The 12,509-nt window shown below is 62.7% G+C and carries 16 protein-coding genes; 9 read left to right on the plus strand and 7 right to left on the minus strand.

The window, feature by feature from the left end:
- Positions 1-91 precede the first annotated feature (91 nt).
- Positions 92-802 (plus strand): SDR family oxidoreductase, encoded by a 711-nt coding sequence (locus AABE10_RS26690; RefSeq protein ID WP_342936200.1) that lies wholly within the window; start codon positions 92-94, stop codon positions 800-802.
- Between the two features lie 58 nt (positions 803-860).
- Positions 861-1,097 carry a 4-oxalocrotonate tautomerase family protein gene (locus tag AABE10_RS26695; protein ID WP_342936201.1) on the plus strand — a complete coding sequence of 79 codons (237 nt, stop codon included), beginning with the start codon at positions 861-863 and terminating at the stop codon, positions 1,095-1,097.
- A gap of 89 nt (positions 1,098-1,186) precedes the next feature.
- Here the strand turns inward: AABE10_RS26695 and AABE10_RS26700 are convergent, their stop codons facing one another.
- The gene (locus AABE10_RS26700; RefSeq protein WP_342936202.1) at positions 1,187-1,849 is read right to left on the minus strand and encodes an MOSC domain-containing protein; all 663 of its coding nucleotides are present in this window, start codon (positions 1,847-1,849) and stop codon (positions 1,187-1,189) included.
- Between the two features lie 19 nt (positions 1,850-1,868).
- The gene (locus tag AABE10_RS26705) at positions 1,869-2,969 is read right to left on the minus strand and encodes a nitronate monooxygenase (protein WP_342936203.1); all 1,101 of its coding nucleotides are present in this window, start codon (positions 2,967-2,969) and stop codon (positions 1,869-1,871) included.
- 397 nt (positions 2,970-3,366) lie between these two features.
- Here AABE10_RS26705 and AABE10_RS26710 point away from each other — a divergent pair, with 397 nt between their 5' ends.
- Both AABE10_RS26710 and AABE10_RS26715 read left to right on the plus strand, forming a co-directional pair.
- Positions 3,367-4,281: a LysR family transcriptional regulator gene (locus tag AABE10_RS26710; protein ID WP_342936204.1), complete on the plus strand. Its 915-nt coding sequence runs from the start codon at positions 3,367-3,369 to the stop codon at positions 4,279-4,281.
- Between the two features lie 3 nt (positions 4,282-4,284).
- Positions 4,285-5,202, plus strand: coding sequence for a LysR family transcriptional regulator (locus AABE10_RS26715; protein ID WP_342936205.1), 918 nt, complete (start codon positions 4,285-4,287; stop codon positions 5,200-5,202).
- Between the two features lie 83 nt (positions 5,203-5,285).
- Here AABE10_RS26715 and AABE10_RS26720 read toward each other — a convergent pair whose 3' ends face one another.
- Positions 5,286-5,711 carry a MarR family winged helix-turn-helix transcriptional regulator gene (locus AABE10_RS26720; protein ID WP_342936206.1) on the minus strand — a complete coding sequence of 142 codons (426 nt, stop codon included), beginning with the start codon at positions 5,709-5,711 and terminating at the stop codon, positions 5,286-5,288.
- 132 nt (positions 5,712-5,843) lie between these two features.
- Between AABE10_RS26720 and AABE10_RS26725 the strand changes: the two genes are divergently transcribed.
- Positions 5,844-6,149, plus strand: coding sequence for a hypothetical protein (locus AABE10_RS26725; RefSeq protein ID WP_342936207.1), 306 nt, complete (start codon positions 5,844-5,846; stop codon positions 6,147-6,149).
- Between the two features lie 9 nt (positions 6,150-6,158).
- Here AABE10_RS26725 and AABE10_RS26730 read toward each other — a convergent pair whose 3' ends face one another.
- Entirely contained in the window at positions 6,159-6,587 is a 429-nt protein-coding gene (locus AABE10_RS26730) for a BspC domain-containing protein (protein ID WP_342936208.1), read from the minus strand.
- 161 nt (positions 6,588-6,748) lie between these two features.
- Here AABE10_RS26730 and AABE10_RS26735 point away from each other — a divergent pair, with 161 nt between their 5' ends.
- A complete protein-coding gene (locus tag AABE10_RS26735) occupies positions 6,749-7,114 on the plus strand; it encodes a hypothetical protein (RefSeq protein WP_342936209.1) in 366 nt (121 codons plus the stop codon).
- A 7-nt stretch (positions 7,115-7,121) separates the two neighbouring features.
- On the opposite strand, the gene AABE10_RS26740 is transcribed toward AABE10_RS26735, so the two are convergent.
- The gene (locus AABE10_RS26740) at positions 7,122-7,550 is read right to left on the minus strand and encodes a rubredoxin (protein WP_342936210.1); all 429 of its coding nucleotides are present in this window, start codon (positions 7,548-7,550) and stop codon (positions 7,122-7,124) included.
- 529 nt (positions 7,551-8,079) lie between these two features.
- The gene (locus tag AABE10_RS26745) at positions 8,080-8,271 is read right to left on the minus strand and encodes a hypothetical protein (RefSeq protein ID WP_342936211.1); all 192 of its coding nucleotides are present in this window, start codon (positions 8,269-8,271) and stop codon (positions 8,080-8,082) included.
- 457 nt (positions 8,272-8,728) lie between these two features.
- Here AABE10_RS26745 and treF point away from each other — a divergent pair, with 457 nt between their 5' ends.
- From treF to AABE10_RS26760, 3 genes are all read left to right on the plus strand, one after another.
- Entirely contained in the window at positions 8,729-10,540 is a 1,812-nt protein-coding gene (treF, locus tag AABE10_RS26750; protein WP_342936280.1) for an alpha,alpha-trehalase TreF, read from the plus strand.
- A 221-nt stretch (positions 10,541-10,761) separates the two neighbouring features.
- Entirely contained in the window at positions 10,762-11,001 is a 240-nt protein-coding gene (locus AABE10_RS26755; protein WP_342936212.1) for a hypothetical protein, read from the plus strand.
- 200 nt (positions 11,002-11,201) lie between these two features.
- Positions 11,202-11,687 carry a hypothetical protein gene (locus tag AABE10_RS26760; RefSeq protein ID WP_342936213.1) on the plus strand — a complete coding sequence of 162 codons (486 nt, stop codon included), beginning with the start codon at positions 11,202-11,204 and terminating at the stop codon, positions 11,685-11,687.
- A gap of 93 nt (positions 11,688-11,780) precedes the next feature.
- Here the strand turns inward: AABE10_RS26760 and AABE10_RS26765 are convergent, their stop codons facing one another.
- Entirely contained in the window at positions 11,781-12,491 is a 711-nt protein-coding gene (locus tag AABE10_RS26765) for a lysophospholipid acyltransferase family protein (RefSeq protein ID WP_342936214.1), read from the minus strand.
- Between the last annotated feature and the right edge of the window lie 18 nt (positions 12,492-12,509).

Consider the following 12,509-nt stretch of genomic DNA (forward strand, 5'->3'; position numbering starts at 1 on the left):
GTACGCAAGCGGATCGAGTAAGCCTAGATTGACGACCTAACGGCGCTGTCGATTCCCGACGGCAAATGCCACCAACGTCTTGAGGTCAATCATGAGCAACTCGCAAAAGGTCGTTATCGTCACTGGCGCATCGCAAGGTATCGGCGCGGAACTCGTCAAAGCTTTCCGTGAACGCGACTATCGCGTCGTCGCAATCGCGCGTTCGATCAAATCGTCCGACGATCCGAACGTCGTGACAATCGCCGGCGACATCGGCGATCGCGAAGTCGCGAAACGTGCCGTCGCCGAAGCCGTCGAACGCTTTGGCCGCGTCGATACGCTGATCAACAACGCGGGCATCTTCATCGCGAAGCCGTTCACGCAATACACGGCTGAAGACTACGCCTCCATCCTGAACGTCAATGTGAACGGCTTCTTCCATATCACGCAGCTCGCAATCGCAGAGATGGAGAAGAACAAAAGCGGCCATGTGTTGCAAATCACGACGAGTCTCGTCGATCATGCAATCTCCGGCGTGCCGTCGGTGCTCGCATCGCTGACCAAGGGCGGCCTGAATGCGGCCACGAAGTCGCTTGCAATCGAATACGCGAAGACGGGTATTCGCGCGAACGCCGTCTCGCCGGGCATCATCAAGTCGCCGATGCACGCGCCGGAAACCCATGAAGCGCTCGGTGCGCTGCATCCCGTCGGCCATATGGGCGAAATGCGCGACATCGTCGATGCCGTCGTGTACCTCGACTCCGCGCCGTTCGTCACGGGCGAGATCCTGCACGTCGACGGCGGCCAGAGCGCAGGCCACTGAGCACAACGGCGAGGCACCGGCAACGGTGCATCATCTGCCTAACATCACGGAGATTGCCATGCCTATCGTGACGATTCAGGTCACTCGTGAAGGAAACAAGCCCGGCGCGAACGCGGTGACGCCGGAAGAGAAGGCGCAACTGATCAAGGGAGCCAGCGAGCTGTTACTTAACGTGCTCAACAAGCCGCTCGAAGCGACATTCGTCGTCATTCAGGAAGTCGAGACGGAGAACTGGGGATGGGGCGGGCTGCCCGTCGAGGAATATCGTCGGCAGAAAGCCAAAAAGCCGGGCTAAGTGCCGGCAGACAATTGCGGCAGCCGGTTGCGGCCGATTGCGCGAGAAAGCCTAAAGGTTCTTCGCGCAATGGGCCCGCACTGTTTCATTCAGGGTTCTCTATGCGCGCGGCCACGGCGCAAGTCGAGCATGTTGCTGATCGATTCCTCGCGACGCCCCGGCACAAGGCCGATACGCGAACCCGCTCGCACCAATCCCGTTTGCACGACGCTCAAATAGACGCCCGCAAATCCGCTCTGATACATGTGCTTTGCCGCGCGCCTGTAGCCCATCACCGCGTTCAGCTTGAAACAGGGACTACGTGGCGCCTCGACACGCAACCTGATTTCGTCGATAACGAGCACATCGCCGACCCACAAATCTGTTTCGAGCACGCCCTGAGTAGTCAGGTTCTCGCCCAACGCGCCGAATTCGAGCGGTCTGTCGGCATGCGCGACGCTCGCCTCGATGCGCCTTTCACGCCACCATGCGTAGTGCTCGATCGGATACAGATAGACGGCCTTGTCGAGCCCGCCGTGAACGCTGAGATCCGCCTGCTGGTCGCCGACGAAACCCAGCTTCTTCACTTCGACGACCGCGCCCTCGCTCGCGCTGCTGATCGAGCGCTTGCGTATCGCCGACTCGACTTGCAGCCCTTCCGAAGAAAGCCCAACGTCGAGAGGCTCAATCGAGCCGACATTGATCGACAACACGGTCGCACCGATGTCGCGCACGTTATCGCCGTTGTGTGCAACGGAAGTCTGGTCTCCCATCTCGCGCCGATCCATTTCTTCAGGACGCGAACGGCAGCAAACGCCGGATCGCCTCGACGAGTTCCGTTTCCAGTTGCGCGACCAGTTCCGCAGCGGGCAGCGAACGAGCGAGCGCAGCCGCCTGGCCGCCCCACTGCGCGCCGTAACCGAACTCGCCCGTTGCTTTCGCGGCGGCATGCAGCGCCTTGCCCGCGTCGTAGGTGATCGGATAAGACGGCGTCTCAGGACGATCCGCCGAGCGGCCGAGTTCGGTAAACCTGTTCACCATGCTGCGCGCCGGCCGCCCAGAAATCGCCGATGTCAAAACGGTGTGATACGCCGGGTCGCCGAGAATGGCGCGGCGGTAGCCCTCGTCGATCGACGTCTCCGGGCACGGCACGAAAGCCGTTCCGAGCTGCGCGGCCTGCGCGCCGAGCGCGAGCGCCGCCGCGATGCCCGCGCCGTCCATGATCCCGCCCGCCGCGATCACGGGCAGATCGACTTTCTGCGCGAAGAGACGCGTGAGCGCGAACGTGCCCAAGCCTTCGTCGAACTCTTGCGTATCGAACACGCCGCGGTGGCCGCCCGCTTCGATACCTTGCGCGACGATGGCATCGACATCCGCATCGGCGACGGCCGCCGCCTCGTCGAGATTCGTCGCCGACGCCAGCAGCTTGATGCCCGCGTCCTTCAGCGCCTTGATGATTTCTTTCGAAGGCAAGCCGAAATGGAAGCTGACAATAGCCGGCTTTTCCTCCAGAAACACGTCGAGCATCGCCTGATCTTCGATGAAGCTCGTATAGATTTCGCTGAGCTTCTCAGGCGCACTCGCGCCGTGCTTCTCGAAGTGCGGAGCAAGCCAGTTCAGCCATTCCTTTTCGACTTTCGCATTGGCGGTTGCGGGTTCATGGCAGAAGACGTTGATATTGAAAGGCGCGTTGGTCAAAGCGCGTGTGTCGCGGATTGCCTTTCGCGCGGCTTCGGCATTCATCGCGCCCACGCCGAGCGATCCGAGGCCGCCCGCATTCGAAACGGCCGCGGCGAGCGCCGGCGTGCTGGTGCCCGCCATGGGCGCCTGAATGATCGGCTTGCTGATGCCAAGCAACTTGAGAAGCGGCTTGTCTTCGAAACGATTGCTCATCTGATGACCTCATCGCGTAAGTTGGAGACCATGCCGCTCGCGATCCACACGCCAGAGCGGATAGTCGAAGGTCCGTGCTTCGGCTGCAAATGCTCCCGCAAGCATAGCCTCTTTACATAGATGATCGGCTATCAGGCAAAGACCGGTCAACCGGTTGCCAGTCAAGACACTGTTGAGCGGCGGGAACAGATCGGGCAACGCGCGTATCGTTGCGCCGGCGATGGCTCGCTGTACTTGCTGTCGCGAGCCATGACGGACGCGCGCTCGCGCTGCGAGCCAGCCCATGCCGCAAGACCTGCTATCCTCTGCGGACCCGCCGTCAACCATCCCGCTGCACCGCGCCGTGCCTTTGCGTCAGGCAAAACGAGCAGCACATCCGGCAGATCATGGAAAGGCCATGCAGCGTCGATTCGAAGACCTTCTTCTGGGCAGCATCGAACTGTTCTGCCTCGCGGCTGAGCTGGAGAGCTTCACCGTCGCCGCGACGGCCGCGAGTGTAACGCCTGCTGCCGTGAGCCGTTCCGTCGCGCGCCTGGAGTCGCGCCTCGGCGTGCGGCTCTTCGTGCGCACGACGAGACAGATCAGGCTCACCGATGCCGGGCGCCGTTACTTCGAGCAATGTCGTCAGGCGCTCAACCAGCTTGCCGACGCCGAGCGCGAAGTGACGGGACAACAGAGCACGCCCACAGGCGTCTTGCGCATCAGCATGCCGACGCCGTATAGCCATTACCGCGTGTTGCCGCTGCTGGCCGAATTCCGCGCGCGTTATCCCGGCGTCACGGTCGAGGCACATCTGAGCAACCGCAACATCGACTTCGCCGACGAAGGCTTCGACCTCGCCATACGAGGCCGCGCGCCCGACGACTCCGGACTGATCGCGCGCAAGCTTGAAGATGCCGAGCTCGTCGTCGTGGCGTCGCCCACCTATCTGAAATCGGCCGGCAAGCTGGAGACACCCGACGATCTGATCAACCACGAGTGCATTCAGTACGCGCTGCCGAGCACCGGGCGCAATCTGTCATGGCTCTTCACGCGAGCAGGGGAAGAACTGGAGATGATGACGCGCGGCGGATATAGCACATCCGGCGACGTGCTGGCCGGCGTCTCCCTCGCGCGGCACGGAGCGGGCCTTTTTCAAACCTATCGGTTCGTCGCGGCTCGCGATCTCGACGATGGAACGCTGCGCGAAGTGCTCACGCCATATGGCGGCCGCACGCGTCCGTTCGTTTTGCTGTATCCGCATGCGCGGCATCTGTCGTCGCGCGTGCGCTGCTTCGTGGACTTCCTGATGGAAAAGCTGACAACACAATAGCCCATGCTGCCGAATGTCGATTCGATTGCCGCGCGTCTGCGGCTCAAGCAACTGCGTCTTCTGATCGCGCTCGACGAACACGGCTCGCTGCATCGCGCCGCCGACGAGATGGCGTTGACCCAGCCCGGTGCAACCAAGGCGCTGCGCGAGATCGAGGCGACGTTCGGCGCGACGCTTTTCACGCGCTCGCCGCATGGCATTCAGCCGAATGAACTCGGGCGCTGCGTGATCCGCTACGCGCGGCTGATTCACATGGACGTCGCCCATCTGCGTGAAGAGATGGAAGGCATTCTGCAAGGCTCGGGCGGAAGGCTCGCCGTCGGCGCGATCACGGGCGCGGTGTCGGGCGTGCTGGTCGATGCGTTGACGCGTCTGCGGCAAAGACAGCCCACGTTGACGGTCGAAGTCGTCGAAGACACAAGCGCGCGGCTCCTCGCGCTGCTCGACCAGGGGCGGCTCGATCTGGCCATCTGCCGCAAGACCGTCGCGCGGCAGCCCGATCACTACGACTATCAAGAACTGAGCGACGAACCGGCTGCGATCGTCGCGAGCCGCGCGCATCCACTGGCGGACGCGCAAGACGTGAAGCTCGCCGATCTCGCGTCTTCCCGCTGGATCGTCTATCCGAGCATGATGCCGCTGCGCGGGCTGTTCGAACGCGAGTTCAAGGAAGCAGGACTCCCCGTGCCGCCTCACACGATCGAAACCGCGTCGACGATGACAACGGTGCTGATGTTGCAGCGCGACCCTGCGCTCGTTTCCCTGATGCCGCGCGACATGGCCGCGATGCTGTCCGATCATGGCCTTGCACGGACGCTTGCAATCGAAGTGAAATCCCGTACCGAACCCTATGGCATCGTGACGCGGCGCGGTGCCGTGTTGTCGCCCGCTGCGCGGCTGATGATCGACGAACTCGGATAACGGCAGACGCGCTAGTGGGCGGCGAATACGTCACGCTGTGCCATTCGTCGCAGCGGCGCGGCGAAAAAGGTGCCGGCGCGTATTCAGATGCCTTCGAACCCGCCTTTGAATGCCCAGCCGAATGCCTCCATCTCGGACTTGTGCAAGGTAGCCAGCCGGAGCAGAAGGCGTTCACCTCTCGACGTCAGATGCACCTCCACCTGACGGCGGTCGCTGCGGCTGGTCTTGCGCGCGACGAGTCCCGCCGACTCGCAGCGCGACACGAGCGCCACCGTGCCATGCGGCGCGGCTTGCAGACGCTCCGCAAGCTCGCCGACCGTCGCCCAGTCGCGTCCTTCGATGCCCTGCACATGAAGCATCAGCTGATACTGCAACGGCGTGATGCCGGCCGTGTGCGTCACCTCCTCCGAAAAGCGCAGGAAGCGCCGCAACTGGTAGCGGAATGCGGACATCGCCTCCAGATCCTGCTTGGTCGGGGCTTCGACCGCAGCGGCGGGACGTGCTGCCATGGGAGACTCCATCGATGTCGGGTGCTGGTTGAAATTATGTCACTGCGTGACTAATATCGATTCATAGCGGCGGATTGGCGCATCGTGCGCAAAGACGCGCCGACGAATCAGTGTGCGCATTTCCGGTAGCAGATGAAATCTTACGTCGTTCTGCTCGCAGCGTGGATGGCAGCGTTTGCCGCAGCCGGCGTTCGTTCGGCTGGCGCGGACTCGCAGGCCATCGTGCTTGCCAACCTGCCGTCCAGTTCCCGTCTCGACCCGGCGCTTCTGCAGCCGCAGCCCCCGCCCGAACGGCATCGCGCATCGACGCCATCGCCCGCCATCATTCACGGTCCGTCCTACTTGTCCGCGTTGCGCGACTACGATCTGCTCGCGCCGAGGCACAGGCTGTCGTATAGCCCGTCGGCGGGATTCAAGCTGCACGATCGCGGAGACTAGCCCCCCGCGTCAATGCACGACGGGCGTATGACCCTCGTATTTCTGCAGCGACACGCCGACCACGTGCTCGTGCCATATCCCGCACTTCGCGACGACAGGAATCCACGACTGCTTGCTGCGCACGCGGGCAAATGCGCGCATCGTCACCGTCGACTCGACGGGTTGAGCGCCATTGTTGCCGGAGAAAATGCCGCTGCCGCCGTCGACCCTGGCTTTCAGCACACGGCGATCGGGCGCGAGAAACATGTCATAGCGTGAGGTAGTGCGAATCCAGCGGTCGAGTTCGGCGATACAGTTGATGACGGCGGGACGCACGTGAAGACGCGTGAGATACGCGTAGTCGTCGGGCACGTCGGCTTGGGACGGAGACTGCGAAAAGGCGGTCGAGCAGAACCAGATGAGGCACAAGATGCCAGATAGAGCGGTGATGCTTTTCATTGCGGGCTTTTCATGGCGACGTGGTGCCTCGAAATTCAATACGATGCACATGCGTCGCGAAACGTTCAAGGCGCGAAAGTATACTCGTTCTCGCTGGCTCTGATCGCCGCGCGCGTTTCACAAGCTTTCTACACGCTTCAACTGCCCTGACGGACCGAAAATTGAACCTCTCTCATCTCGCTGTCGCCGCAGTCGTGTGCGTCGCGCTCGTCGCGTGCTCGCGCAAGGACAGTCTCTTTTCACTGGCGCCGAACTACTCGGCGCAAACGGTGCAGACGGCATCGGATGTGGCGGGATGCATCGCCGGCCGCTGGCAATCGAGCGTGCGGCATTTCAGCGAGGTGCGCGCGAACGGCGCGGTCAGCATCGAGGCGCAGTCGCTGTTTCGTGGCATCGCGATCGGCGTTCGGCTCAGGCCGCACGCGAACGACACGCTCGTCGAGTATTTTCAGCGCCGCGTCGCCGATCCGATCTATCGGTCGATGGTTAGAGAGTGCACGCGAACGCTGGCGTCAGCAGACCAGTGACCCGCGCTCAGAATTCCACGAGCGCAAACTCTTGCTTGCCGACATCGCAGAGCGGACAGCGCCAGCTTTCCGGCACGTCGGCCCAGCGCGTGCCGGGCGCGATGCCTTCCTCAGGCAGGCCGGCTGCCTCATCGTAGATCCAGCCGCAAATCACGCATACCCACTGCTTGAATTCGTCGTTGGATGACGGCGTTCGCATCGCAGCCGCGTCATCCGATCCGCGCGATTCCGCCGCTGCCGCGCCGTTGTCGCGATCGAGCGACACGACGAGCGGCGTCGGCCGCTCACCGGCTGGCGCATCGAGATAGCGTTGCAGCGCCTGATGCAGCGCTGTCGCTTCCGTCAGGTTCAGGTCGATCCAGAAGGGATCGCCGGCGCCATCGTTGAGCCGGTCAGGCGAGAACTGGATTTCTACAGCAGTGGCTTTCTTGTACATGCGAATTGGACGACAGACGAACGGCGAGTGTTGCCAGCCGCCGTCTAGTAGAAGTGACGCAGCAGCGCGCTGCACACCACGGCCGCGACGCCTACGAGCGAGAGCAATTGGAGCAGGGTCAGCGAACGGCGGCTATTGGCGTGATTGGGTGTCGACATGAGTTTGAACGAAATGATTGAGGGGCAGATCCGGCTGCGTTTTCCGTGAAAAACGCGAGCCCGGATTGTAAACGCTCATTCGTTCGATTGAATCCTGACCGGATTCTTTTCCCCGTCGAGTTGCGTTGGTCGGGGTACGGCATGCGTGACGCTTGACCGATGTGGGACACGCCTGATTATCGCTTACACGCCCGACCGATATTCCTTCCTTGCGGTTAATAGATTCTTTCGGCCAGGGAGTTGCGCGCGCGTGCGTGGTTATGCCGCGCGCCACGATGAAACATGCGTGGACGCCTTCGCGGAACAGGATTCGCGTTGCGGCAAGCACGATCGTAATCGGGTTGCCGCAAACAGAAACGACCGCGAAAACACTACTGGCTCGAAGTCGCCGACGCCTGGCCGCGCTCCGCCCGCGCTGTGTCTTTCGGATCGCCCGACGTATTGCGCACGCGATCTTCGGCGCGATAGTAGTCGGCGTTCTGATCGATCTTCGCATACGACGCAATGGGTGCAGCCAGCCCGGCGAAACCCACAAGTGCAAGAGCAAACGCAAGGGTCTTCATTTTTCAACTCCTTGTCCGATCGTTGCAACTTCAATCGATTGACGCGAGCGCGCACGCTCACGCGGCCTTGGCAAAGTCGTTTGCTAACGTCGAAGCCATGTTCGACGCGCTTCAACTCGACACAACCGACGCAATGCCCGAGCCTCGTAAAAGGATAGTCGCTGGATCGCGACGGCGTTAGTTTTGCCGAAGCGGGACGTGCGCCAGGCCACGCATGCGCATGCACATGCACATGCACATGCACATCGCGCACACGATTCATCACATCGTGCTGTTGAACAGTCATCGGGGGTTTCCGTCTAAACGCATGGCGCGATGCGACGGCTGTCGTCCGCTTTTGATTGCGAACGCGGACATCCGTCGCCGGGGAACATACCTTGCTTGCGCGACTCCTTGTCTTCGAACGGACTTCACTACCAGGAGCGCCCTTCCGATGCCGCAACCCCAAGCCCGCCGCATGCTTTCCATGGCCTTCGACGCCGCCCGCATCGTTCGCATTACCCTGTGCGCCGGCGCGCTGCTCGCGCTCAACGCGCAGCCCGCGGACGCGCAGGCCTTGCCCGCAAGCGCATCGTCGGGTGCATCCGCTACGGCGTCGGCATCGAACCGGGGCACCGGGAACGCATCGCCCGTCGTGCCTGTTCCGCCATCGGATTTGTACGGCGACCTGTATCGCGCCGTCGAACTCGCGCATCTCTATCCCGACAGCAAGACATTCGCCGATATGGTGCCCAACGTGCCGCCGAAGGAGATCGATGCCGATTATGCCGGTCAGAAATCAGACGCACATTTCGATCTCAAGTACTTCGTCGATGAGCGCTTCACGCTGCCCGCGCGCGAAACGAAAAACTACGTGTCCGATCCGAACCAGAGCGTCACTGCGCATATCGACACGTTGTGGTCCGTGCTTCGGCGAAACCCCGATTCAAGCGCGAGCCCGTGGTCGTCGTTGCTGCCGCTGCCGCGTCCATACATCGTCCCCGGCGACCGCTTCGACGAGATCTACTATTGGGACTCGTACTTCATCATGCTGGGTCTTCGGCAGAGCGGCCGCGAAGATCTGCTCAAAGACGAACTCGACAACTTCGCGACGCTGATCGACCGCTACGGCCACATTCCAAACGGCAACCGCACGTACTACCTCAGCCGCTCGCAACCGCCGTTCTTCGCGCAGATGGTGCGCCTCGCAGCCGACCGCGAAGGGGATCAAGTCTATCTGCACTATCTGCCCGCGCTGCGCAAAGAATACGCTTACTGGATGGACGGCCAGAACCAGATCGCGCCCGGCAGCGCGTATCGTCATCTCGTGCGTCTGCCTGACGGCACATTGCTCAACCGCTATTGGGACGAACGCGGCACGCCGCGCGACGAATCCTATCGGGAAGACGTCGTCACCGCGCAGGCGATGCCTCAACGCAACGCGGAAGACCTGTGGCGCAACCTGCGCGCGGGCGGCGAAACGGGCTGGGATTTCAGTTCACGCTGGTTCGCCGACGGCAAGTCGCTCGCGACAGTCGAGGTCACGTCGCTGATCCCCGTCGATCTCAACTCTCTGCTCGTCGATCTCGAACGCACGCTGGCGAAAGCGTATCGCGTGCAGGGCGACGCGTCGCACGCGGAAAACATGGAGCAGCGCGCGGCCGTGCGCGCCGAAGCGATTCGCCGCGTCGCGTGGGACTCGCAGCTGAATGCATTCGGCGATTACGACTTCGTCAAGCATCAGCTTACGCACCGGCTCAGCGCGGCAACCGTCTATCCGCTGTATTCGGGCATCGCGACAAAGGCGCAAGCGGCGTCGGTTGCCGCGACAGTGCGCGCGCGCCTGCTGCGTCCGGGCGGCATCGCGACGACGACGGTCCAGTCGGGACAGCAATGGGACGAGCCGAACGGCTGGGCGCCCTTGCAATATCTCGCGGTGACGGGCTTGCGCCGTTATGGCCATGCAGACCTCGCGCAGCAGATCGCGACGCGCTGGATACGCACCAACGTCGCGTACTACCAGCACACGGGCAAGCTGGTCGAGAAGTACGACGTCGATGCGAACGCGGGCACGACGTCGGCGGGCGGCGGCGAGTATCCGTTGCAGGACGGATTCGGCTGGACGAACGGCGTGCTGCGCACGCTGATGGCGATGTACCCGAACGCGACGGGCCGCGCCACGCGTCCCGCCGATGTGCCTTCAGGTCCGAGCGGCGTATCGGAGGCAGCATCGGCGGCCGCTGCCGCGCCGAAGACCACGCACCGTTTGCGCGCGACGCCGCCACAGTGACCGTGCGCTGTCACGTGGCATCCAGCGCCGGAATCGAAGGGCGCCACGCCCCTCAATTCCGTCTAACTGCTTGTTACGAAACTCGCAGACGTGTTGCACCTTCGGCGTGGGCCGCCGCGTACACTGCGCTGACGCTAACGGTGCGAATCGACTCGTGAACGCTATTGAATTCAGCCGAGCCGGCGCAACATCGGATCGAACAACTGAAACGGGGTATCAGCATGACAGCATTCGGTAAGGCCACGCTTGCCGCCGCAACGCTTCTCGTCGCCGTCAGCGGGACGGCGCACGCGGCGGGTTGCATCAAGGGGGCCGTGGTCGGCGGCGTCGCGGGGCACTATGCGGGGCATCACGCCGTCATCGGCGCGATCGGCGGCTGTGTCGTCGGCCATCACGTTGCGAAGAAACATGCCGAAGAACAGGCGGCGCAGCGTCAGGCAGCGCACGCTCAATACCAGTAACTTTCGATGAAGACGTGTGCGGTGATCGGCACGACACTCGCCATTTAATTCTGTCTTAATTGTCGCGGCTCATTATCCGTACGCAGACAGTCATTGAATTCTTTCCCCTGTACGTGCCGCCAGTGCATCGGCGGCATCTTTTTCCGCGCGTTCACGAGCTGTCCGCACTCGCCGGAAACGAAGAGAAGAGGTACACCACCATGTCGCACAAGTCGCGAAGCCGCAAACAGACCCGCCCCGCCATGTCGCCGCTGCTGCGCGCGCTGACGTTCAGCCGCGCCGCACACGAGCCGATCACGCGCGCGATGCTTCTGCAGGCATACGCGAGTCTCGACGCGTTCCGCCGAGGTCACGGATCTCGCGAGCTGTACACGACGCTCGGACGGCAACTGCTCGTCGCCGAAGAACTCGGCCGCATCGGCCATCTTCCTGAAGCGCTCGACGATATCGCCGAAGCGCAGATTGCAATGACGGACATCGACGCGATCGAGAAGACACGCGGCGAGTGGATTATCGAGGGTGACAACTACGCGTGGCTGACCATCGCGCTCGGCATCTTCGAGCGGCAGCTCGCCGCTGCATCGCTGGATGACATCGCGCAGGCCGAAGCGCGGATGATCGAAGGCCTGATGCGCATCGAACGGCAAATCGCGCACGGCACCCTGGCTGCAACGGTGACGGCATGAGGGCGCGACGCTTCATGTAGTGCTTCATAAGGCACTTCACGCGGCGCGCGATCCAGCGACCTGGCCGTCGCGCGGCATGATGCGAAAGGCCCACTAGAGCTTTTTCAACTCCGACTGCATCCAGTCGTGAACGTCGTGGATCAGTTCCTGCGGCGATCGCTCGGCAGGCGACAGCGTAGGACCGACGACGACACGGATGTGCCCCGCCCCCGTCGGCCAGCCTTTCGCGGGCCACATCTTGCCCGCGTTGTGCACGACGGGCACGATCATCGCCCCCGTTGCGCACGCGAGGCGCACGCCGCCCGATGTCAGCCTGACGGGCGCATCATGCGGCACCCGCGTGCCTTCAGGAAAGATCACGACGATATCGCCTTTCGCAAGGCGCTCCGCAGCTTCACGCGTGACGGCGACGTGCGCCTGCCGCGGCGAGCCGCGGTCGAGGCTCACCATGTCGAGTCCCTTCAGCACCCAGCCAAAGAACGGGATGCGCAAAAGATCCTGCTTGAACACGAAACCGATCCGGCGCGGAAATAGCGCGAGAAACGCGAGCGTTTCCCACGTCGACTCGTGCCGGCAGAGGATGATCGACGGTTCTTTCGGCAGATGCTCGAGGCCTTCTATCGAGCAACGGATGCCCGGCAATACGCGCATTACGCACACCAGCGCGCGACACCACAACGCCGCGAGCGCATAGCGGCCCGAGCGGCCGACAAACGGATAGAGCAGCAGCATCACCGTGGACCAGATCGTTCCGCTGCCCAGCAGGTAGACGATGAAAAGCCATTTGTTGAGCACAGCGCGCATGGTATGTGGCATCGACGG

Origin of the sequence: Paraburkholderia diazotrophica (assembly GCF_038900755.1) — a bacterium.
Lineage (GTDB): Bacteria > Pseudomonadota > Gammaproteobacteria > Burkholderiales > Burkholderiaceae > Paraburkholderia > Paraburkholderia diazotrophica_A.